We start from the raw sequence: 22,585 nt of genomic DNA, 5'->3' as shown, positions 1-22,585 counted from the left end.
CATCTCGAAGCCGTCGACCGAGCGGGCGGGCTGGCTGTCCGGGTTCCCTGCCGCCGAGGAGGTGCTCGGGGTCCCGGACGAGGTGTTCGGGATGCCGGCCGGGCGGCGGGAGACGATCCGTGCGCTGGCGCGGGCCGTCGCCGACGGATCGCTGGACCTGGCGCCGGGCGGGGACCGCGAGGAGACCGTCCGGCGACTGCTGGCGCTACCGGGGATCGGGCCGTGGACCGCCGGCTACGTCGCGATGCGCGCCCTCGGCGACCCGGACGTCCTGCTCCCCACCGACCTCGCCGTACGCCGCGGCGCCGCCGCCCTCGGCCTGCCCGACGACCCAAGGACCCTCGACGCGTACGCCGACCGCTGGCGCCCCTGGCGCTCGTACGCGGTGATCCGACTCTGGAGAGCAGCATGAGCATGAACGACAGCACCGTCATCGACACCCCCGCCGGGCCGCTCAGCATCGTGGCCGGCCCGGACGGGGCGGTCCGGGCGGCGGGGTTCACCGGCGCCCCGGAGAGCCTGCTCCCCCTGATGCACCCGGCCCTGCGGGCGCCGCTGCGGCACCGGGCCGACCTCGGCCCGGTCACCGCCGCCGTGGCGTCCTACCTGGACGGCGAGCTGACCGCGATCGACGCCGTGCCGGTGGAGCAGCACACGCGGGGCGCGTTCATGGCGTACGCCTGGCAGGTGCTGCGCGAGGTGAAACCGGGAGACCCGGTGACCTACACCGGTTTCGCCGGGCTGGCCGGCCGCCCCGCCGCCGTACGCGCCGCGGCCGCGGCCTGCGCCCGCAACGCCGCCGCCCTGTTCGTCCCCTGCCACCGGGTGCTGCGCACCGACGGGACGCTCGGCGGCTACCGGTGGGGGCTGGACGTGAAGCGGTGGCTCCTCGCGCACGAGCGGCGCTGACGGGCAGCCGACCGGCGCTGGCGGCGGGGCGACTCCCTGCCCCGCGCCGGCGGCAGGCCCGACCGCCGCCGGGCCAAACCACGTGGTCCGGCCCCCGGCCACTGCCTACCATCGACGGATGACCGAGACGGACAGGACGGCCCGCGCCGCAGTCCCCGAACGTCCGAGCCTGGACGGCATCGAGGAGACCTGGGCACGCCGCTGGCAGGAGGACGGCACGTACGCCTTCGACCGGGCCAGGCCGACCGTACCGGGTCGCGGCGCGGCGTCGGACGCGCCGAGCCGGACCGGCCGCCGTTCCGACGTGTACGCGATCGACACCCCGCCACCGACGGTGTCCGGCGAGCTGCACATGGGGCACGTCTTCTCGTACACCCACACGGACGTGGTGGCCCGGTTCCAGCGGATGCGCGGGCGGACGGTCTTCTACCCGATGGGCTGGGACGACAACGGCCTGCCCACCGAGCGCCGGGTGCAGAACGTGTACGGCGTGCGCTGCGATCCGTCGCTGCCCTACGACCCGGACTGGCGGGCCCCCGAGGCGCCCGTGGGCGAGGCGGCCCGCAAGGACCCGACCCCGGTCTCCCGGCGGAACTTCATCGAGCTGTGCGAGCGGCTGACCGCCGCCGACGAGCAGGTCTTCGAGGCGCTCTGGCGGCGGCTCGGGCTCTCCGTGGACTGGTCGTTGACGTACACGACGATCGGCTCGGCGGCCCGGACGGCCTCGCAGCGGGCGTTCCTGCGGAACCTGGCCCGGGGCGAGGCGTACCAGGCCGAGGCGCCGACGCTCTGGGACGTGGGGTTCGCCACCGCCGTCGCGCAGGCGGAGCTGGAGGACCGGGAGCGGCCCGGGGCGTACCACCGGCTGCGGTTCACCGGGCCGGGCGGGCGCGAGGTGCTCATCGACACGACCCGCCCGGAGCTGCTGCCGGCCTGCGTGGCGCTGGTCTGCCACCCCGCCGACGAGCGGTACGCCGACCTGGTCGGCGGCACCGCCCGTACGCCGGTCTTCGGGGTGGAGGTGCCGGTGCGGGCGCACCCGCTGGCGGACCCGGCCAAGGGCACGGGCATCGCGATGGTCTGCACCTTCGGCGACCTGACCGACGTGACCTGGTGGCGGGAACTCCAGCTGGACACCCGCGTGGTCATCGGCCGCGATGGACGGCTGCTGCCGGACGCGCCCGCCGGGGTGCCGGCGCAGCCCTACGCGGCGCTGGCCGGACAGACCGTCAACGGGGCCCGGCGGACGCTGGTGGGGATGCTGGCCGACGCCGGCGACCTGGTCGGCGAGCCGCGCCCGATCACCCATCCCGTGAAGTTCTACGAGCGCGGCGACCGGCCGCTGGAGATCGTCTCCACCCGGCAGTGGTACCTGCGCAACGGCGGACGCGACGCGGGCCTGCGCGACGAGTTGCTGGCCCGGGGCGGGGAGCTGCGCTGGGTGCCGGAGCACATGCGGCACCGCTACGCGCACTGGGTGGGCGGCCTGACCGGTGACTGGCTGGTCAGCCGGCAACGCTTCTTCGGCGTGCCGGTGCCGGTGTGGTACCGGCTCGACGACGCTGGCGAGCCGGACTGGTCCCAGCCTCTCACGCCGGCGGAGTCCGCGCTGCCGGTCGATCCGTCCACCGACGCCCCGCCCGGGTTCGAGGAGTCGCAGCGGGGCCGCCCGGGTGGCTTCGTCGGCGACCCGGACGTGCTCGACACCTGGGCCACCTCGTCGCTGACCCCGCAGATCGCCGGCGGTTGGGAGACCGACCCGGAGCTGTTCGCCCAGGTCTTCCCGATGGACCTGCGCCCGCAGGGGCAGGAGATCATCCGCACCTGGCTCTTCTCCACAGTGGTCCGCGCGCACCTGGAGCACGGGATGCTGCCCTGGCGGGACACGGTGCTCTCCGGCTGGATCCTCGACCCCGACCGGAAGAAGATGTCCAAGTCCAAGGGGAACGTGGTCACCCCGATGGCGTTGCTGGAGCAGCACGGCTCCGACGCGGTGCGGTACTGGGCGGCGAACGGCAGGCCGGGCATGGATCTCGCCTTCGACCCGGCCCAGATCAAGGTCGGCCGGCGGCTGGCCACCAAGCTGCTGAACGCGTCGAGGTTCGCCCTCGGGCTGGGCGCCGCCGACGCGCTGCGGGCGCCGGCCACCGAGCCGCTGGACCGCGCCATGCTCGCCGAGCTCTCCGGCGTGGTCGCCGCCGCGACGTCGGCGCTGGAGGCGTACGACCACACGGCGGCGTTGCAGGTCGCCGAGGCCTTCTTCTGGCGGTTCTGCGACGACTACATCGAGCTGGTGAAGGAACGCGCCTACGGCTCCGGGCCGGGGGCGGACTCCGCCCGGGCGGCGCTGGCCACCGCGCTCTCGGTGCAGCTGCGGCTGTTCGCCCCGGTGCTGCCGTTCGCGACCGAGGAGGTGTGGTCGTGGTGGCGGTACGGCTCGGTGCACCGCGCCACCTGGCCCACCACGTACGAGGTGGACCGGGCGGTCCAGGGCGCCGGCGAACCGGAGCTGCTGCGGCTGGCCGCGGACGCGCTCGGCCAGGTGCGCCGCGCCAAGTCGGAGCGGAAGCTGTCGATGAAGGCGGAGGTGCCGCTCGCCGAGGCGCTCGGCCCGGCGGCCCTGCTGGAGCAGCTCACCGTGATCGCCGACGACCTCCGGGCCGCCGGCCGCATCGCCAAGCTGGACCTGCTCCCCGACCGCACCCCGGAACTCGTGATCGCCTGCGCGTTCTGACCGTGGCGCCCCGCCGCGCCCTCATGGCTCGGCATGCTCGGCGCGCTGCTGTTCCCCGCGACGGCCGCCTACGACCCGGAGCTCGCCGACCAGACCGTCTTCGTCCTCGGCGTGCACGGGCAGATCTTCATGGCCGTCGTCCTGTTGCTGGCCCTGGTCGGCTCGGCGGCGGGGCCCTGCGCATGCCCGTCCACCGTCTCGTCGAGCCGGTCCCCGGAGGAAACGGTGGTACGACGCTGTCGAGCTGAGTCGTCTGCGACATCAGCTCGAAAGCGCGCCGGGCGCGGGATGCCCCCGCACCCGCCGGCATGGGCGCCTCGCACCGTCGGCGCGGGGAACCTCGCCCTGCCCGGGTCACCAGCCGCGCAGGAGGCGCAGGCCGAGGAGGAAGGCGACGACGGCGGGGCCGACCAGCAGGGTGATCGCCTGGAGGCGGTACGGCATCCGGTGCCGGGTCAGCTCCACCGCGTTGCCCAGCACGATCACCCCGGCCAGCATCAGGAACGCGCCCCACATCGGGGCGGCCGCCACGTCGACCAGGCCGACGCGGATCAGTTGGAGCGTCCCGCCGAGCAGCAGGGCGCCGGCCAGCGCGAGCAGGGAGACCGCCCGGTGCAGCCCTCGGGCCAACGGATGGACCAGCCGCCAGCGGTAGGTGCCGGCGACCGCCAGGCACGGCAGGACGACCATCAGGGGCCAGCCCCGCCCGAACACGCCGAACATCAGCAGCGCCCCGACCGCGAAGACCAGCGCGCCGAGGCAGGCGACCACGTAGCCGGCGAAGGCCCGCCCGCCGCCCCTGGCCAGCAGCGGCCCGCCGGTGGCGGCGATCAGCGCGCCGGGGATCAGCACGAACCCCGCCCACCAGTGGAAGTGCCCGGTCGCCTGCGCGGCCGTGGTGGTCGCCGCCGCCGCCAGCCCGGCCACCGCCAGGCTGAGCATCCAGTGCCGGCCGGCACCCGGATAGGACTCCCGCGACATCACCAGCCCCGTCTCCGCGCTCACGCCGTCAGCCTCGCCCAGCCACCCGGCCCGGTCCATCCGGCCAGCCCTACCATCGCAGGTCGGGCCGGCCGGACGACCGTCACGTCGGAGATCAGCTCGTCTCGCCGGCCACGCTGAACGAGCGGAGCCGGTCGATGGCCAGCACCGTGAAGCCCGCGCTGATCAACGCGGCCATCACCGCCGCCACCGGCACCGAGACGCCGGCTTCCAGCAGCCCGGTGGGGGCCATCCGGTCGGCGAGGGCGATCACGTACTGCTGGATGGAGAGCACCTTGGTGCCGCTGACGACGTTGCCGAGCAGCCCCTCCCAGATCAGCACGTAGACCAGGCCGAGCAGCACCGGCCGCCGGGTGAACAGGCTGAGCGCCACGAACAGCGCCGAGTACGCCAGCGCACCCACCGCCGACGCGGCGGCGAGCGACAGTCCGAGGCGTACGGAATCGGCCAGCACGCCCGCGACGTAGAGCGGCACGGCGACGGTGACCGCGGTGACGCCGGCGGCCACCGCCAGCTTGGGCAGCACGATCTGCCAGCGCGGCAGCGGCTTGGTCAGGATGTGCACGACGGTGCCGTCGTCGATCTCGGCCCCGAGCACGCCGGTGCCGACGATCAGGGCGACCACCGGGAGCACCACGGCCAGGCCGAGGCCGACCAGCACCGGCGGGCCCCACTCTCCCGGGTCCACCCCGAGCGCGCGGGAGAGCACGGCGAGCAGCACCAGCACCACGGGCAGCGGCAGCAGCAGGAGGAACCGGCGACGCCCGAACAGCCCCCGCACGGTGATCCAGGAAACGGTAGACATGGTTCAGGCCTCCACGAGGTAGGAGAAGACGCTCTCCAGGGATTCGTCCTCGGGCACCAACTGCCGCACCCGGATGCCCTTCGCCAGGGCGATCTTCGGCAGGACGCGGGTGAACGCGCCGTAGTCGCCGGCCCGCACGGTCAACCCGGCGCGGCCCAGCTCGACCCCCGTCACCGACGCCTCGGCCATCAGCGCGACGGCGAGCGCCCGGTCGTCGGTGGAGTGCACGGCGAAGACGTGCGGCCGGTTGGTCATCAGCCGGCGGATGGTGCGGAAGTCGCCGGAGGCGGCCAGCCGGCCGGCGACCATCACCTGGACGGTGCCGGAGACCTGCTCGACCTCCTCCAGGATGTGCGAGCTGAACAGGATGGTGCGGCCGGCGTCGCCGAGGCGGTGCAGCAGCTCCATCATGTGCAGCCGCTGGCGCGGGTCCATGCCGTTGAACGGCTCGTCGAGCAGCAGCACCTGCGGCTCGTGCACGAGCGCCGCGGCCACCCGGGCACGCTGCCGCATGCCCTTGGAGTACGTGCCGATCCGGCGGTCCTGCGCGCCCTCCATCTCCACCAGGGTGATCGCCCGGCGGGCCGCCTCCGCCGGGTCCGGCAGCCGGTGCAGCTTCGCGCTGGCCAGCACGAACTCGTACGCGGTGAGGAAGGTGTGCACCGCCTCCCGCTCGCTGACCAGGCCGAGCCGGCGGTAGACCTCGGGGTTGCGCCAGGTGGGCCGGCCGTCCAGGCTCACCGCCCCGCGCGACGGGGCCAGGAAGCCCGCCATCATGTGCAGCAGGGTGGTCTTGCCCGCGCCGTTCGGGCCGAGCAGGCCGGTGACCCCGGGGCCGAGGCTCATGCTGACGTCGTTGACCGCCACCACGTTGCCGTACCAGCGGGAGACGCCCGCGAGGTCGAGGGTGCTGGTGGCGGCGGTCGGCGTACCGGCCACCTGGTCGACGCTGATCGTGGTCATCGGGCGGCCACCTTCCGGTATCGCAGCAGCAGCAGGGCGACGCAGCCGGTCACGAGCAGCACGGCGGCGACCGCGTAGACCGGGCCGAAGTCGCCGATCGGCACTCCGCCCTCCCCCGCGAACAGCAGCAGGTCGCCGAGCGCCCAGGTGCCCACGCCGCCCACCAGCGTCGAGGGCGAGGCGAGGAAGGCCAGTTCGTTGACCGTCTGGGAGGGCATGATCGACAGGGTGCCGACGATCGGGGTGGTCATCAGGAACACGGCCACGATCCCGCCGGCCGCGAACGCCCGCTTGCCGGTGAGCGAGGCGACCAGCAGGCCGACCGAGGCGAAGACGACCGCCCAGAGCCCGGCGTAGAGCAGGCTGGGCAGCAGGTCCAGCAGCTCGTTCCAGACCCCGCGCATGCCGTCGCCGGTGGTGAAGGCGGCGCCCAGGAACATCACCAGCTGCGGCCCGCCGAGCAGCAGCCACAGCGCGGTCATCAGCGCCAGCAGCTTGGCCAGCGGGTAGTCCGAACGCGGCAGCGGTCGGGAGAAGTAGAGCGGCAGCACGCCGCTGCGCAGGTCCCGCGAGACCAGCTCGGGGGCGACCACCGCGACGAAGAAGATGACCAGCCAGCTCATGTTGTCGGCGAACTGGGCGTACGTCATCACCGACTCGCCGACCTGGCTGCGTACCGCGGCGAGGCCGGCGGCCACCACGGTGACGATGGCGACCACCAGCCAGGGGAAGATCTTGGCCTTCGCGCTGCGGCCCAGCCCGAACGCCGTCCGCAGGCCGTGCAGGTAGAGCGCGCCGAAGACGGCCCGGCGGCCCAGCCGGGGGCCGGTGTAGCGCTGGTAGCCGATGTCGTGGATGACGCCGGTCGGCTCAGGCATGGCTGGGCTCCCTCGTGGCGAAGAGTTCGGCCACCCGGTGCCGGCGCTGGTCCAGCCGGTGCAGCGGCAGGTCCAGCTCGGCGACCGCGCCGAGGATCAGGTCGTAGGTGGCGTCGTCGGCGAGCTCGACGAGCAGCAGCCGGCCGTCCCGGCGTACCGGCAGGTCGAGCGCGGCCAGCCGGGCGGCCAGCTCGTCGGTGCCCTCGCTGACCTCGACGGCGAGCACGTCGGTGGCCGAGGTCATGGCGGAGATGTGGTCGGCGCGCAGCAGCCGCCCGCCGTCGATGGCGACCAGGGTGTCGCAGATCCGCTCGACCTCGCCCAGCAGGTGCGAGCAGACCAGCACGGAGATGCCGAACTCGGTGCCGATGCGGTGCACCAGCGCCAGCATGGCGTCGCGGCCGGCCGGGTCGAGCCCGTTGGTCGGCTCGTCGAGCAGCAGCAGGTCGGGGTCGTGCACCAACGCCTGGGCGAGCTTGACCCGCTGCTTCATGCCGGTGGAGTAGCCGCCGACCGGGCGGTAGCGCTCCTCGTAGAGCCCGACGTGCCGCAGCGCCTCGGAGGCCCGTTCCCGGGCGACCGTGCGCGGCAGGCCGCTGACCCGGCCGAGGTGGGTGACCAGCTCGGCGGCGGAGAGGTCCGGCGGCAGGGCGTCGTGCTCGGGCATGTAGCCGACCCGGGCGCGCACCTGGGCGGAGTCGGTGGTCGGGTCGAGACCGAGCACGCGGACCCGACCGCTGGTCGGGGCGAGGAGGCCGAGCAGGATCTTGATCAGGGTCGACTTGCCGGCGCCGTTCGCGCCGACCAGCCCGATGATCCCCGGCTCGACCGCGACGGTGAGGTCGGCCAGCGCGGTGACCCCACCCCCGTACGTCTTGGTCAGCGACTCGGTCGCGATCAGTGTCACGTGGTACAGCGTAGGAGGCGATGTCCGCCGTGGGCAGCGGCTCGCCCCCCGGCGCTCCCCTGATCCTGGCGGTCCGCGTCCCCTAGGGTCCCCGGCGGGCGGCCGCGCGGAGGTTTCCGCGCCGTCGGGGCGGTGGCGGACGCTCCGGCGCCGCCGGGACGGCTCGACGGCCGGGCGGACGGCGCGTCGCCGGGACGGCTCGACGGCCGCCACGCCGCAGCGGGGCGGACAGGACGGGTCCCGAACCGACACACTGTCCCCATGCGTACCCGACTGTTCCGCGCGCCGCTGACGTGGGTGGTGGTCGTCGTCCTCGCCGCCGGGTCGGCCTTCGGCCTCTACTGGTTCCAGCCGTGGAAGCTGGTCACCGACGCCGAGGTCGACGAGGCGCTGTCGAGCGTGGAGCCGACACCGGCTCCGGTCGGTTCCGCCACCCCCGCGACGGCCGCCCCCGCCGGGCCGGTCCTGGTCGGCCGGGGCGACTTCGTGACCCACGAGCACGACACGTCGGGCAGCGCGCGGATCGTCCGCCGCCCCGACGGGCGGCACCGGCTGGAGCTGGTCGGGCTGGCCACCTCCAACGGCCCGGACCTGCGGGTCTGGCTGACCGACCAGCCGGTGCGCAGCGGCACCGCCGGCTGGCGGGTCTTCGACGACGGCCGGTGGGTCGAGTTGGGCCGGCTGAAGGGCAACCGGGGCGACCAGGGCTACGACATCCCCGCCGACGTCGACCTGACCGGCCTGACCAGCGTCTCCATCTGGTGCAAGCGGTTCGCCGTCTCCTTCGGGGCCGCGCCGCTGACCCCGCCCGGCTGACCCGCCGGTCGCTACCCCGGGCCGTCGTGCCCACCGGTGGAGTGGCGCTCTCGACCGATCGCCGACCGGCTGAGAAACTGTGTGCCGGCCGGGTCTGGTTTGGGGGATGGATGAGCAACAGCTGGGTGCTGCCCGACGAGGTGCTCCGGGACGCGCCGGCGTACACGCCGCGCCCCGGTGAGCTGGCTGACCTGGAGCTGCTGCTGATCGGGGCGTACGCCCCGCTGGCCGGCTTCATGACCCGCGCCGACCTGGTCTCGGTGAGCCGCCGGGGTCGGCTCGCCGACGGCTCGCCCTGGCCGGTGCCGGTGACCCTCCAGGTGCCGACGGCGCTCGCCCAGGGCCTCGACCCGCGCGACGAGGCACGCCGCACCCTGGTGCTCACCGACGGGGAGGGCGCGCCGGTCGCGGCGTTGGAGGTCGCCGACGTGTGGCAGGTCCGCGACGGGGTGGCCGGCGTCGGGGGCACGGTCCGCCGGCTCGGCGACGGTGGCCACGGCCCGTTCCGGCGGCTGCGCCGCACCCCGGAGGAGGTACGCCCGCTGCTGCCGTCCGGTCGGGTGCTCGGGGTGGTCGCCGACCGTCCGCTGCACCGGCCGCAGCTCGCCCAGATCGCCCACGCGGTCCGCACGCTCGGCGCCCACCTGCTCGTGATGATCCCGGTCGGCGAGGACGGCGTCGGCGGGTTGCCCCCGGAGGCGCTGGTGCGCAGCGTCTTCGCCGCCCGGGACCGGATGCCGCCGGCCACGCTGGTGGCCGTGCCGCTGTCCCGGCGGCGCGACGAGATCAGCGACGCGCTGCTGCGGGCCCGGGTGTCGGCGGCGTACGGCGTCACGCACCTGCTCTCCACCGGCGAGATGCTCTCCGGCGCCGGCCTGCGGGTGCTGGTGCCCCGCGAGCTGGCCTACGACAACCGCGACGGGCAGTGGCGCTGGCGCGAGGACATCCCGCCGCGCAACCGGCGCCTGGCGCTGACCCAGCCGGAGATCGACGACCTGCTGGACCGGGGCTTCCCGTTGCCCGAGTGGCACACCCCGCCGGCGGTGGCGAAGGAGCTGGCCCGGGCCCGGCCACCGCGGCGGCACCGGGGCCTGGTGATCTTCCTGACCGGGCTCTCGGGTTCCGGCAAGTCGACGATCGCCCGGGGTCTGGCCGACGTGCTGCGCGAGCAGGGCGACCGGAGCATCACGCTGCTCGACGGTGACGTGGTGCGCCGGGAGCTCTCCGCCGGGCTGGGCTTCAGCAAGGCCGACCGGGACCTGAACGTCCGACGGATCGGCTGGGTGGCGGCGGAGATCGCCCGGCACCACGGCGTCGGCATCTGCTGCCCGATCGCCCCGTACGCCCAGGCCCGCGCGACCGCCCGGGAGATGGCCCTGGCCGCCGGCGCGGGCTTCCTGCTGGTGCACGTGGCGACCCCGCTGGAGGTCTGCGAGCAGCGTGACCGCAAGGGGCTCTACGCCCGGGCGCGGGCCGGCCTGCTCACCGGGATGACCGGCATCGACGACCCCTACGAGGTGCCGACCGACGCGGACCTGGTGGTCGACACCAGCGACCTGACGGTCGACGAGGCGGTCGAGGCCGTCCTGCACCACCTGAACGAGACGGGCTGGGTCGAACCCCGGCTCCCGTCCATCTGATCGGGCTATCCGCCTACCGGTGGTCCCCTCCTTCGCGCTAGTGTTCATCTTTGTTCGAACACGTTCGACCGCGTGAGAGCGCGTAGCTGGCACGGAGGTACGGCGGATGCTCGCTCAGCAGCGGCAGGCGGCCATCCTGGAACGGGTCCGCGCCACCGGCGGCGTGCGGGTCACCGAGCTGGCCGCCGAGTTCGGCGTCTCGGACATGACCATCCGCCGCGACCTGGAGGCGCTGCACGAGCGCGGTCTGCTGGCCAAGGTGCACGGCGGCGCCACGGCGGCCGGCCCCGGCTCGACCGACGAGCCGGGCTTCCGGGCCAAGTCGGTGCGGCAACTGGCGGAGAAGGCGGCCATCGCCGGCCGCGCCGCCGAGCTGGTCCGCCCCGGGGCGGCGGTCGCCCTCTCCGCCGGCACCACCACCGCCGAGCTGGCCCGCCGACTGGTGGACGTGCCGGGCCTGACCGTGGTCACCAACTCGCTGCCGGTGGCCGAGATCCTGCACGCCGGCGGCCGGTCCGACCAGACCGTGGTGCTCACCGGCGGCGTGCGTACGCCGTCGGACGCGCTGGTCGGGCCGCTGGCCGTCGCGGCCATCCGGTCGCTGCACCTGGACCTGCTCTTCCTCGGCGTGCACGGGATCACCGAACGGGCGGGGTTCACCACCCCGAACCTGATGGAGGCGGAGACCGACCGCGCCCTGGTGGCCGCCGCCGACCGGCTGGTGGTGCTCGCCGACCACACCAAGTGGGGCACCGTCGGCATCTCCTCGATCGTTGAGCTTCCCGCCGCACACCTGCTGGTCACCGACGACCGGCTGCCTCCCGACGCGCGGCGGGTGCTCGACGACCGGGTGGGCGAGCTGGTGGTCGTGCCCGTGACGGGCGCGGGACGGACGGCCACGACGACAGATGAGGGGATGGCGAGGTGAAGCGCACCGCGATCGCGCTGGCCGACGGCCGGGAGCTGATCTACTTCGACGAGCGGGACGACGCCGTCCGGGACGAGCCGGACCGGCGCGAGCTGCCCCCGCCGCCGCCCGCGTCGCAGTTGCGGCTGGACCCGCTGACCGACGAGTGGGTGGCCGTCGCCGTGCACCGGCAGACCCGCACCTTCCTGCCGCCGGCCGACCAGTGCCCGCTCTGCCCCAGCACCGACGGCCGGCGGAGCGAGATCCCGGCGCCCGACTACGACGTCGCCGTCTTCGAGAACCGGTTCCCCTCGCTGAGCGGCCGGGTGGCCGACGAGCCCGCCGAGATCACCCCGTTCACCCCGGTCCGGCCCGGCGTGGGCCGCTGCGAGGTGGTCTGCTTCACCGACGACCACCAGGCGTCCTTCGCCTCCCTCCCGCCGCGTCGGGTGCGCACGGTCCTCGACGCGCTCGCCGACCGCACGGCGGCGCTCGCGGAGCTGCCCGGGGTGGAGCAGGTGTTCTGCTTCGAGAATCGGGGCGTGGAGATCGGCGTGACCCTGCACCACCCGCACGGCCAGGTCTACGCGTACCCCTTCGTGACCCCGCGGACCCGGGCGCTGCTGGCCGCCGCCCGCCGGCACGCGGACCGCACCGGCGGGCGCAACCTCTACGCCGACGTGCTCGCCGCCGAGCGGGCCGCCGGCGACCGGGTGGTCGCCGCCAACGAGCACTGGACGGCGTACGTCCCGGCGGCGGCCCGCTGGCCGTTCGAGGTGCACGTGGCCCCGCACCGGCCGGTGCCGGACATCCCCGCGCTCGACGACGCCGAGCGGGACGCCTTCGGGCCGCTCTACCTGGACCTGCTGCGCCGCTTCGACGGGCTGTTCGACCTGCCGATGCCCTACATCGCCGCCTGGCACCAGGCGCCGGTACGCGTCGACCGCGAGCTGGGCCACCTGCACCTGCAGCTGTTCAGCATCCGGCGCGCGAAGGACAAGCTGAAGTACCTGGCGGGCTCGGAGTCCGCGATGGGCGTCTTCATCAACGACATCGCCCCCGAGCGCGCCGCCGAGCTCCTCCGCGCCGCCTGAGCCCCTGCACCGGTCGATCATGCATTCGTGGTGGGGGTTTTGCCCCGAACCGGGTCTTATGCGGGGCACCACAACTGCATGATCGGCGCTGGCTACGGGCATGGCCGGTGGACGGCGCGCCGGTGGCGGCCCGGGACAGGGCCCCCCGCAGGGAAGGGACGGCTGGCTGTGCGCGACAGCCGGGAAGGCTGGCTGATCGGCACGCTTGCCGCGAGGCGACCGCGGTCAACCTTCCTGGACGCGACTGGCATCTCGTCCACCCAGGTCAACGAGGCGCGCCGGAGCTGGTGACGCCAACGGCGTGTCACCCCCCGACACGCCGCCAACCGCGAGCTGGCGGCGGGAAGGGCGGAGCCCGCCGGCGAGGGCCGGCGGGCTCCTGGGTGACCCGGCGGCAGCACCACGGGGGTGCCGCCCGGGGGCGCGCGGAGGATCAGGCGGAGAGCTTGCGCGCCAGGTTCTCGTCGAGCGCGTTCATGAACTCGTCGGTGGTCAGCCACGGGGCGTCCCGCGAGATGAGCAGCGAGAGGTCCTTGGTCATCTGGCCGCCCTCGACGGTCTCGACGATGACCTGCTCCAGGGTGTTGGCGAACTCGGTGACCGCCGGGGTGCCGTCCAGCTTGCCCCGGTGGGCCAGGCCCCGGGTCCAGGCGTAGATCGACGCGATCGGGTTGGTCGAGGTCTTCTCGCCCTTCTGCCACTGCCGGTAGTGCCGGGTGACCGTGCCGTGCGCGGCCTCGGCCTCGACGGTACGACCGTCCGGGGAGAGCAGCACCGAGGTCATCAGGCCCAGCGAGCCGAAGCCCTGCGCGACGGTGTCGGACTGCACGTCACCGTCGTAGTTCTTGCAGGCCCAGACGTAGCCGCCCTCCCACTTGAGCGCGGCGGCGACCATGTCGTCGATCAGCCGGTGCTCGTAGGTGATGCCGGCGGCGTCGAACTCGGCCTTGAACTCGTTCTCGAACACCTCGGCGAAGATGTCCTTGAACCGGCCGTCGTACGCCTTGAGGATGGTGTTCTTGGTGGACAGGTAGACCGGGTAGTTGCGGTCCAGGCCGTACCGGAACGACGCGCGGGCGAAGTCCCGGATCGACTCGTCGAAGTTGTACATGCCCATGGCGATGCCGCCGCCGGAGAAGTTGGCGACCTCCATCTCCATCGGGGCGCCGCCGTCGGCCGGGGTGTAGGTGACGGTCACCTTGCCCGGGCCGGGGACGACGAAGTCGGTGGCCTTGTACTGGTCACCGTGGGCGTGCCGGCCGATGATGATCGGCTTGGTCCAGCCGGGGACCAGCCGCGGCACGTTGGACATGATGATCGGCTCACGGAAGACGACGCCGCCGAGGATGTTGCGGATCGTGCCGTTCGGCGACCGCCACATCTTCTTCAGGCCGAACTCCTCCACGCGGGCCTCGTCCGGGGTGATGGTCGCGCACTTGACGCCGACGCCGTGCTCCTTGATGGCGTTGGCGGCATCGACGGTGACCTGGTCGTCGGTCTCGTCGCGGTGCTGGATCGACAGGTCGTAGTAGTGCAGGTCGACGTCGAGGTAGGGCAGGATCAGCTGCTCCCGGATCTGCTTCCAGATGATCCGGGTCATCTCGTCGCCGTCGAGCTCAACGACCGGGTTGTTTACCTTGATCTTCGCCATCGGCCGGCGCTCCTCTCGGGGGACACGTGCTCAAGCAGTACGAGCGTACTGGAAACTGGTCGGCAGTCCCCAGCCGGCCTCGGTCGGGCCGGAACAAACGACGGTGCACGGCGCAGGGACCGCTGGAAAGATCGCCGGATGCCGCTGAGCCGCATCCTCGGGTCTATCACGGTCACCGCGCTCACTGACGGCGAGGGGCTGTTCTTCCAGCCCGCGCCGAGGCGTTCCCGGACGCCACGCCGGAGCACTGGCGCGCGGCCGACCGGTGGGACCCGGGCACGGTGACCGCCGACGACCGGTGGTGGTTGCCGTTCCGCGGCTTCGCCATCCGCGCCGGGGACGGGCCGGTGCCCCTGGTCGACGCCGGGATCGGCCCGGCCGGCTGCCCCGCCTCGGGCTGGGCGCCGGTGCCCGGCCGGCCGCCGACGCCGGGGCACACGCCCGGGCACCAGTCGGTGCTGCTGGAGGTCGGCGCCGAGCGGCTGCTGCTCACCGGCGACCTGCTGGTGCACGCCGCGCAACTGGTCGACCCCGAGCTGGCGTACGCCCACGAGGAGGACGCCGCCGCGGCGCGCGCCTCGCGGGTGACGCTGCTGCGCGACCTGGCCGCGCGCGGCCCCACGGTGCTCGCCCCCCCACCGGGGCGAGGCGTTCGTGTCGCTGTAGCGGACGGGACGACGAGGGGCACGCCGGCGGACCGGCGTGCCCCCTCGACGGGTGGTGGCTCACATGGAGGCGACGTCGCCCTGCTTGGCGCGGACGGCCTCGGCGGCCTCCTTCAGGCTGGCCAGCTCGTCGACGTCGAGGTCGGTCTCGACGACGCGCTTGACGCCCTCGGCGCCGATCGCGGCCTCGACGCCCAGGTAGACGCCGGAGATGCCGTACTCGCCGTCGACCCAGGCGCAGACCGGCATGACCTCGCCGGAGTCCTCCGCGACGGCCTTGGCCATCCGGGCGGCGGCGGCCGACGGCGCGTAGTACGCCGAACCGGTCTTCAGCAGCGCGACCACCTCGGCGCCGCCGTTGCGGGTCTTGACGACCAGCTCCTCGATCTGCTCGGCCGGCATGGCCTCACGCAGCGGCTTGCCGTCGACGCTGCTCTGCGACGGCACCGGCACCATCGTGTCGCCGTGCGAGCCGAGGGTCAGCGTCTTGACCGACTTCACCGGTACGCCCAGCGCCTCGGCCACGAAGTTGGTGAACCGGGCGGTGTCCAGCATGCCGGCCTGGCCGAGCACCCGGTTCTTCGGGAACTGGGTGGCGAGCTGGGCCAGCGCGGTCATCTCGTCCAGCGGGTTGGACACGACGATGACGACGGCGTTCGGGGCGTACTTGGCGACGTTCTCGGAAACCTGCCGGACGATCTTGGCGTTCGTCTCCAGCAGATCCATCCGGCTCATGCCCGGCTTGCGCGGCAGGCCGGCGGTGATCACCACGACGTCCGAGCCCTCGATCGCCTCGTAGCCCTCGCCGTTCGGGCCGGTGGTCACGCCGACCACCTTGGTCTCGAAGCCCTCGATGGCGCGCGACTGGTTGAGGTCCAGGGCGAGACCCGCGGGCTTGCCCTCCACGATGTCGGTGATCACGACGGTGTCGAAGACGTCGTACTCGGCCAGGCGCTGTGCGGTGGTGGAGCCGTAGAAGCCGGCCCCGACGACAGTGACCTTCTTACCCATGGTCGTCCCACTCCCTGCTACCAGTCGGTTTTCCGGACCGTATCAGTCATCCTGGCACCGAACAGGCCAGGGGCGGCGGCCATCGCCGGGATGGGGCGAACGTCACCGCCGTCCGGCTCCGGGCGGGGGCTGCGGGCGCTCAGTCGCGCTCGGCCCGCTCCACGACGTTGGTCAGCAGCATCGCGCGGGTCATCGGGCCGACGCCGCCCGGCATGGGCACCAGCTTGCCGGCCACCTCCGCCGCGTCACCGGCGACGTCGCCGGTGTAGCGGCCCTTGCCGTCCGGGCCGATGACCCGGGTGATGCCGACGTCGACCACCACCGCGCCCGGCGTGAGCATGTCGGCCGTGAGCAGGCCCGGCACGCCGGCGGCCACGATCACGATGTCGGCGGCCCGGGTGTGCGCGGCCAGGTCGAGGGTGCCGGTGTGGCAGAGGGTCACGGTGGCGTTCTCGCTGCGCCGGGTGAGCAGCAGGCCGAGCGGGCGGCCGACGGTGTTGCCGCGCCCCACCACGGCGACCTTGGCGCCGCGCAGCGCCACGTCGTGCCGGCGGAGCAGCTCGACGATGCCGCGCGGGGTGCAGGGCAGCGGGCCGTCGTAGCCCAGGACGAGCCGGCCGAGGTTGACCGGGTGCAGGCCGTCGGCGTCCTTGTCGGGGTCGATCAGCTCCAGCACCCGCTGGGTGTCGAGGTGGCCCGGCAGCGGCAGCTGGACGATGTAGCCGTGGCACGCCGGGTCGGCGTTCAGCTCGGCGAGCACGGCGTCGACCTGCTCCTGGGTCGCGTCGGCCGGCAGCTCGCGGCGGATGGAGGCGATGCCCACCTCGGCGCAGTCGCGGTGCTTGCCGTTGACGTAGGCCTGGGAGCCGGGGTCCGCACCTACCAGGACGGTGCCGAGCCCGGGGGTGATGCCGCGTTCCGCCAGTGCCTTGACCCGTGTCCGCAGCTCGTCCTTGATCTCGGCCGCGGTCGCCTTGCCGTCCAGAAGCGTCGCCGTCACGCCCAGATCGTCTCACGGTGGACGGGCCGGTGATCCGAGGACCTGCGGCAGCCCGCCGTTCGATCACGAAGGGTAACGTGCATTAAATCACTCTGAGTTACTTGACGGCGGCCGACACGCCTCCCGGATCCGGACTCGGGGGCGACTCCCGGGACAGGGCGGCACGCGCGCACCGAGACGGCCCGGAAGGACGGGGTGGCCGCGACCGGCACGCCAAGGCAGGGAGTCCTCCGCAGTTCATGGACCGATTTACGACTCGACGGCGATAGCAGAGCGAGCCTGCGGAGGCAAGACCCCTACGGCGACTCCGTTACCGGTTCGCAACCCGCCCGTTGCCGATCGCCGGCCGGCGACCTACCGTTGCCCAACGTTGCGCAGCGTAAACCCAGCGCCGGGCCTGACTGCGCAGCGTGAGGAGATGAGGAGGCTACATGCGTGTTCGTAGGCTCGCTGCCTGGACCGCCCTCCCGCTCGCGGTGACCCTGGGCCTGGTGGCCTGCGGCTCGGGCGGCGACGGTGGATCCGGCGAGAGCAACCCCGACGCGGCCGTGCGGATCGAGATCGCCGAGCCGCAGCACCTGGTGCCGACCAACACCAACGAGACGAGCGGCTCGCAGGTGCTCGCCGCCCTGTTCAGCCCGCTGGTCGACTACGACGAGGCCAACAAGCCCTACGAGGTGGCGGCCGAGTCGGTGACGTCCGAGGACAACACGACCTGGACGGTCAAGCTGAAGGACGGCTACACCTTCCACAACGGCGAGAAGGTCACCGCCGACAACTACGTCGACGCCTGGAACTACGGCGCCTACGCCCCGAACGGCCAGAACTCCAGCTACTTCTTCGAGAAGATCGCCGGCTACGAGGACGTGCAGGGCGAGGCCCCGAAGGCCAAGACGCTCAGCGGGCTGAAGAAGGTCGACGACCTGACCTTCACCGTCACGCTGTCCCAGCCGTACAGCGAGTTCAAGACCATGCTCGGCTACACCGCCTTCTACCCGATGCCGAAGGCCGCGTTCTCCGCGCCCGGCGTGCTGGCCGAGGGGTACGAGCAGGCGCCGGTCGGCCAGGGCCCGTTCAAGATGAAGGGCACCTGGCAGCACGACGCCAAGGTCGAGGTCGAGAAGTACGACGCCTTCCCCGGCGAGCAGCCGAAGGTGGCCGGCGTCGAGTTCCGGATCTACCAGCAGCCGACCGCCGCGTACGCGGACGTGCTCTCGGACAACCTGGACGTCATCAAGACCGTCCCGACCGAGAACCTCTCGACGGCCGCCACCGACCTCGGTAACCGGTTCAAGCAGAGCTCCGCCTCGTCGCTCCAGGTGCTGGCCTTCCCGACGTTCCAGGAGGAGTTCAGCAACCCGGACGTGCGCAAGGCCATCTCGATGGCGATCGACCGGGACGAGATCACCAAGTCGATCTTCAAGGACTCGCAGCAGCCGGCCCGCTCGTTCGTCTCGCCGGTCGTCGCGGGCTACCGCGACAACACCATCGGCGAGGCCGGCGAGTTCGACCCGGCCAAGGCCAAGAGCCTGTACCAGGCTGCGGGCGGCCCCGCCAGGATCGAGCTGTCGTACAACGGCGACGGCGGCCACAAGGACTGGATCGACGCCACCTGCAACCAGCTCAAGACCAACCTGGGCGTGGACTGCGTGGGCACCGCCGAGCCGAAGTTCGCGGACCTGCTGACCAAGGTGAAGGCCAAGCAGCCGGTCGGCCTGTTCCGGATGGGCTGGGTCATGGACTACCCGTCCATGGAGAACTACCTGGGCCCGCTGTACAGCAGCAACGGCTCGTCGAACTACTACGGCTACAGCAACCCCGAGTTCGACAAGCTGGTCGCCGAGGGCGCCAGCGCCGCGAACGAGGAAGAGGCGGTCAAGAAGTACCAGGCGGCGGAGGACCTGCTGGCCGAGGACCTGCCGGTGATCCCGCTGCGGTACGGCCAGAACAACTTCGGCCACTCGACCAAGGTCACGAACGTGGAGATGGATCTCTTCGACCGGATCGACCTGCTGAAGATCGAGGCCGTCAAGTAACACCACGGCACGACGGGTCGGGCCATCGGCGGACGGTGGCCCGACCCGCCATCCTCTTCGCCCTTTTTCAGAGAGACTGCCAAGTATGTTCCGCTTCATCCTGCGGCGTCTGCTCCAGATGGTCCTCGCGTTCTTCGGGACCACGCTGATCGTCTACGCGCTGATGTTCGCTGGCCAGGGCGACCCCATCCAGGCGCTCGCCGGCGAGCGCCCGGTGACGGCGGCCCAGCGGGCATACCTGACGGAGAAGTTCCACCTCGACCGGACCGGGGTCGGCGGCTTCTTCTACCGGTACTTCGACTACCTCGGGAACCTGCTCCAGGGTGACCTCGGGCAGTCCCTCACCGGACGCTCGATCGGCGACATCCTGGCCGCCGCCTGGCCGGTCACGGTCAAGCTGGCGCTGATCGCCATGGCGGTCACCATCCTCTTCGGCGTCACCGCGGGCGTGCTCGCCGGCATCCGGCGGGCCAGCATCTTCGACAACTCGACCCTGCTGCTGACCCTGCTGGTGCTCGGCATCCCGACGATCGTGCTCGCGCCGCTGGCGCAGTACCTCCTCGGCGTCAAGTGGCAGCTCTTCCCGGCCACCGCCGGCGCCGACCCGGACCTGTACGCGCTCCTGCTGCCGGGCATCGTGCTCGGCTCGCTCTCGCTGGCCACCGCCCTGCGGCTGACCCGGACGTCCGTGGCCGAGAACCTGCGCGCCGACTACGTCCGCACCGCCCGGTCGAAGGGACTGGTGAAGCGGCGGATCGTCAGCGTCCACGTGCTGCGCAACTCGCTCATCCCGGTGGTCACCTTCCTGGGCGTCGAGCTGGGCAACCTGATGAGCGGCGCGATCATCACCGAGGGCGTGTTCAACATCCCCGGCGTCGGCTTCAACCTCTTCCGCGGCATCCGCACTGAGGACGGCCCGCTGGTGGTGGGCATCGTCAGCGTGCTCGTCGTGGTCTACCTCGTCTCCAACCTGGTGGTGGACGTCCTGTACGCCGTACTCGACCCGAGGATCCGCTATGAGTGACTTCGAGACCGTCGCGGCCAGCGAGAACCAGGCCGCGCGGCGGGGACCGTCGGGTGAGCCGGGCGCGCCGAACCAGGTCGGCGTACCGCAGAAGCCCCGCAGCCTGGCCGGCGACGCCTGGCGCGACCTGCGTCGCAAGCCGATCTTCTGGATCAGCCTCGCCCTGGTGGTGCTGGTCGCCGCCATGGCCGCCGTGCCCGGGCTGTTCACCGCGAACGACCCGCGCGACTGCGTGCTGGCCCGCCAGCACGCCGGCCCGTCCGGCGGGGCGATCTTCGGGTACGACTTCCAGGGCTGCGACACGTACTCCCGGGCGGTCCACGGCGCCCGCGCGTCGCTGCTGGTCGGCGCGCTCTCCGCGCTGCTCACCGGCCTGATCGCGCTCGCCGTGGGGATGCTGGCCGGCTACTTCGGCCGCTGGGTCGACGCGGTGCTCTCCCGGGTGATCGACATCGTCCTCGGCATCCCGCTCCTGCTCGCCGCGATCGTGCTGCTCAAGCGGGTCAACAGCGACAGCTCGGCGGTCCGGATCGGCGCGGTGATCTTCGTGCTGGCGGTCCTGGGCTGGACCACCGCCGCCCGCGTCGTCCGCTCGTCGGTGATCACCGCCAAGGAGCAGGACTACGTCGCGGCGGCCCGGATGCTCGGCGCCGGCGACGGCCGGATCATGCTGCGGCACATCCTGCCCAACGCGCTGGCCCCGGCGATCGTGGTGCTGACCATCGCCCTCGGCTCGTTCATCGCCGCCGAGGCGACGCTGAGCTTCCTCGGCATCGGGCTCAAGGCGCCGACCATCTCCTGGGGCATCGACATCGACGCCGGCCGGGTGCACATGCGGGAGTCCGCCACCCCGCTGCTGGTCCCCTCGGTCTTCCTGGCGCTGACCGTGCTGGCGTTCATCATGCTCGGCGACGCGATCCGCGACGCCTTCGACCCGAAGCTGCGCTGACCCCACCCACCCGTCACGAGCGAAAGGCAGGACCGTGAGCCAGTCCGCCGTCCGACCCACGCCGGCCTCCCCGACGCCCGAGGGCGGGCACCTGCTGGACGTACGGGACCTGCACGTCGAGTTCCGCACCGGCGAGGGCGTGGCCAAGGTGATCAACGGGGTCTCGTACCACCTGGATCCCGGCGAGACGCTCGCCGTGCTCGGCGAGTCGGGCTCCGGCAAGTCGGTCACCGCCCAGGCGATCATGGGCATCCTCGACACTCCCCCGGCGGTGATCCGCTCGGGTGAGGTTCGCTACCAGGGGCGGGACCTGCTCAAGCTGCCGGAGGAGCAGCGCCGTCAGGTGCGCGGCAAGGAGATCGCGATGATCTTCCAGGACGCCCTCTCCGCGCTGAATCCCGTCTTTCCGGTTGGCTGGCAGATCGGCGAGACGCTGCGCCAGCGCGAGGGGATGTCGAGGGCGGACGCCCGCGCCCGGGTCGTCGAGCTGATGGACCTGGTGCGGATCCCCGGGGCCGCCAACCGGCTCGGCGACTACCCGCACCAGTTCTCCGGCGGCATGCGGCAGCGCGTCATGATCGCGATGGCGCTGGCCATGAACCCGAAGGTGCTGATCGCCGACGAGCCGACCACGGCCCTCGACGTCACCGTGCAGGCCCAGATCATGGACCTGCTGGCCGACCTGCGCCGCGACCTGAACATGGCGATGATCCTGATCACGCACGACCTCGGCGTGGTCGCCGGCGTCGCGGACCGGATCGCCGTCATGTACGCCGGCCGGATCGTCGAGCACGCCGACGTCCGCTCGCTGTACCGGGCGCCGGCCCACCCGTACACCAAGGGGTTGCTGGAGTCGATCCCGCGGCTGGACGTACGGGGTCAGGAGCTCTCCACCATCAGGGGGCTGCCGCCGAACCTGATGCGGATCCCGTCCGGCTGCCCCTTCCACCCCCGGTGCCCGTACGTGCAGCAGGTCTGCGTCGACGTGGTGCCGCACGACCTGGTCCTGGGCGACGGCCGGACCAGCGCGTGCCACTTCGCCCAGGAGGTCCGTGATGACAGCGCCCGCTAGCCCCACCAAGGTGCGCGGCGAGACGATCCTCGCCGTCGACAACCTGGTCAAGCACTTCCCCATCCGCCGGGGCGTGCTGTTCGAGAAGCAGGTCGGCGCCGTCAAGGCCGTCGACGGGGTCAGCTTCGAGCTGCGCCGGGGCGAGACCCTCGGGGTGGTCGGCGAGTCCGGCTGCGGCAAGTCGACGCTGGCCCGGCTGCTCATGCGGCTGGAGACGCCGACCGCGGGCCGGGCCACCCTGGAGGGCCGGGACCTGTTCTCCGCCTCCGGCGCCGAACTGCGCCGGCTGCGGCGCAACATGCAGATGGTCATGCAGGACCCGTACACCTCGCTGAACCCGCGGATGACGGTCGGCGACATCATCGGCGAGCCGTTCGAGATCCACCCGGACGCGGCGCCGAAGGGCAGCCGGCAGGGACGGGTACGGGAGTTGCTCGACGTGGTCGGCCTGAACCCGGAGCACATCAACCGGTACCCGCACCAGTTCTCCGGCGGTCAGCGGCAGCGCATCGGCATCGCCCG

Annotated in this window: 20 protein-coding genes; 12 read left to right on the top strand and 8 right to left on the bottom strand. The window is 72.7% G+C overall.

The features are described from left to right. The 3 genes from ACSNN9_RS21355 to valS form a co-directional block, all read left to right on the top strand. On the top strand, positions 1-412 hold a 412-nt coding region (locus ACSNN9_RS21355; protein ID WP_436675062.1), incomplete at its 5' end, for a DNA-3-methyladenine glycosylase family protein. Continuing rightward, complete coding sequence (locus ACSNN9_RS21350) at positions 409-909, top strand: methylated-DNA--[protein]-cysteine S-methyltransferase (RefSeq protein ID WP_436675061.1); 501 nt, start codon at positions 409-411, stop codon at positions 907-909. The genes ACSNN9_RS21355 and ACSNN9_RS21350, both read left to right, overlap by 4 nt. 118 nt (positions 910-1,027) lie before the next feature. Continuing rightward, positions 1,028-3,643, top strand: a complete 2,616-nt coding sequence (valS, locus tag ACSNN9_RS21345) for a valine--tRNA ligase (protein ID WP_436675060.1) — start codon at positions 1,028-1,030, stop codon at positions 3,641-3,643. 354 nt (positions 3,644-3,997) lie between these two features. Here valS and ACSNN9_RS21340 read toward each other — a convergent pair whose 3' ends face one another. The 5 genes from ACSNN9_RS21340 to ACSNN9_RS21320 all read right to left on the bottom strand — a co-directional run bounded on the left by ACSNN9_RS21340 (position 3,998) and on the right by ACSNN9_RS21320 (position 8,198). Then, positions 3,998-4,648, bottom strand: a complete 651-nt coding sequence (locus ACSNN9_RS21340) for a hypothetical protein (RefSeq protein WP_436675059.1) — start codon at positions 4,646-4,648, stop codon at positions 3,998-4,000. A 91-nt stretch (positions 4,649-4,739) separates the two neighbouring features. Then, positions 4,740-5,450 carry an ABC transporter permease subunit gene (locus ACSNN9_RS21335; protein WP_436675058.1) on the bottom strand — a complete coding sequence of 237 codons (711 nt, stop codon included), beginning with the start codon at positions 5,448-5,450 and terminating at the stop codon, positions 4,740-4,742. Positions 5,451-5,453: 3 nt separating this feature from the next. After that, complete coding sequence (locus ACSNN9_RS21330; protein WP_436675057.1) at positions 5,454-6,413, bottom strand: ABC transporter ATP-binding protein; 960 nt, start codon at positions 6,411-6,413, stop codon at positions 5,454-5,456. Beyond that, positions 6,410-7,291: an ABC transporter permease gene (locus ACSNN9_RS21325; RefSeq protein ID WP_436675056.1), complete on the bottom strand. Its 882-nt coding sequence runs from the start codon at positions 7,289-7,291 to the stop codon at positions 6,410-6,412. Before ACSNN9_RS21325 ends, ACSNN9_RS21330 begins: the two co-directional genes overlap by 4 nt. After that, positions 7,284-8,198, bottom strand: a complete 915-nt coding sequence (locus ACSNN9_RS21320; protein WP_121399777.1) for an ABC transporter ATP-binding protein — start codon at positions 8,196-8,198, stop codon at positions 7,284-7,286. The genes ACSNN9_RS21325 and ACSNN9_RS21320 overlap by 8 nt, the downstream gene beginning before the upstream one ends. A 261-nt stretch (positions 8,199-8,459) precedes the next feature. Between ACSNN9_RS21320 and ACSNN9_RS21315 the strand changes: the two genes are divergently transcribed. From ACSNN9_RS21315 to galT, 4 genes are all read left to right on the top strand, one after another. After that, positions 8,460-9,014, top strand: coding sequence for a DM13 domain-containing protein (locus ACSNN9_RS21315; RefSeq protein WP_436675055.1), 555 nt, complete (start codon positions 8,460-8,462; stop codon positions 9,012-9,014). 110 nt (positions 9,015-9,124) lie between these two features. Beyond that, positions 9,125-10,654, top strand: a complete 1,530-nt coding sequence (cysC, locus tag ACSNN9_RS21310) for an adenylyl-sulfate kinase (protein ID WP_436675054.1) — start codon at positions 9,125-9,127, stop codon at positions 10,652-10,654. A gap of 106 nt (positions 10,655-10,760) precedes the next feature. Further along, positions 10,761-11,582, top strand: a complete 822-nt coding sequence (locus tag ACSNN9_RS21305) for a DeoR/GlpR family DNA-binding transcription regulator (RefSeq protein WP_436675053.1) — start codon at positions 10,761-10,763, stop codon at positions 11,580-11,582. Continuing rightward, positions 11,579-12,655, top strand: coding sequence for a galactose-1-phosphate uridylyltransferase (gene galT / locus ACSNN9_RS21300; RefSeq protein ID WP_436675052.1), 1,077 nt, complete (start codon positions 11,579-11,581; stop codon positions 12,653-12,655). Before ACSNN9_RS21305 ends, galT begins: the two co-directional genes overlap by 4 nt. Before the next feature lie 433 nt (positions 12,656-13,088). Here galT and ACSNN9_RS21295 read toward each other — a convergent pair whose 3' ends face one another. The 3 genes from ACSNN9_RS21295 to ACSNN9_RS21285 form a co-directional block, all read right to left on the bottom strand. Next, positions 13,089-14,306 (bottom strand): NADP-dependent isocitrate dehydrogenase, encoded by a 1,218-nt coding sequence (locus ACSNN9_RS21295; protein WP_436675051.1) that lies wholly within the window; start codon positions 14,304-14,306, stop codon positions 13,089-13,091. Between the two features lie 725 nt (positions 14,307-15,031). Continuing rightward, positions 15,032-15,982, bottom strand: a complete 951-nt coding sequence (locus ACSNN9_RS21290) for a malate dehydrogenase (RefSeq protein ID WP_436675050.1) — start codon at positions 15,980-15,982, stop codon at positions 15,032-15,034. A gap of 139 nt (positions 15,983-16,121) precedes the next feature. Beyond that, entirely contained in the window at positions 16,122-16,982 is an 861-nt protein-coding gene (locus tag ACSNN9_RS21285) for a bifunctional methylenetetrahydrofolate dehydrogenase/methenyltetrahydrofolate cyclohydrolase (protein WP_436675049.1), read from the bottom strand. A 431-nt stretch (positions 16,983-17,413) separates the two neighbouring features. On the opposite strand from ACSNN9_RS21285, the gene ACSNN9_RS21280 reads away from it, so the two are divergent. The 5 genes from ACSNN9_RS21280 to ACSNN9_RS21260 all read left to right on the top strand — a co-directional run. Continuing rightward, positions 17,414-19,018 carry a peptide ABC transporter substrate-binding protein gene (locus ACSNN9_RS21280; RefSeq protein WP_436675048.1) on the top strand — a complete coding sequence of 535 codons (1,605 nt, stop codon included), beginning with the start codon at positions 17,414-17,416 and terminating at the stop codon, positions 19,016-19,018. An 85-nt stretch (positions 19,019-19,103) separates the two neighbouring features. Next, complete coding sequence (locus tag ACSNN9_RS21275) at positions 19,104-20,042, top strand: ABC transporter permease (RefSeq protein ID WP_436675047.1); 939 nt, start codon at positions 19,104-19,106, stop codon at positions 20,040-20,042. Continuing rightward, the gene (locus ACSNN9_RS21270) at positions 20,035-20,991 is read left to right on the top strand and encodes an ABC transporter permease (RefSeq protein ID WP_436675046.1); all 957 of its coding nucleotides are present in this window, start codon (positions 20,035-20,037) and stop codon (positions 20,989-20,991) included. The genes ACSNN9_RS21275 and ACSNN9_RS21270 overlap by 8 nt, the downstream gene beginning before the upstream one ends. Positions 20,992-21,025: 34 nt before the next feature. After that, positions 21,026-22,063 carry an ABC transporter ATP-binding protein gene (locus ACSNN9_RS21265; RefSeq protein ID WP_436675045.1) on the top strand — a complete coding sequence of 346 codons (1,038 nt, stop codon included), beginning with the start codon at positions 21,026-21,028 and terminating at the stop codon, positions 22,061-22,063. Then, a partial coding sequence (locus tag ACSNN9_RS21260; protein ID WP_436675044.1) for an ATP-binding cassette domain-containing protein occupies positions 22,047-22,585 on the top strand: 539 nt, incomplete at its 3' end. The genes ACSNN9_RS21265 and ACSNN9_RS21260, both read left to right, overlap by 17 nt.

Source organism: Micromonospora sp. URMC 107 (genome assembly GCF_051386315.1).
In the GTDB taxonomy this organism is placed as follows: Bacteria; Actinomycetota; Actinomycetes; order Mycobacteriales; family Micromonosporaceae; genus Micromonospora.
This window is presented reverse-complemented; position numbering and strand designations above follow the sequence as displayed.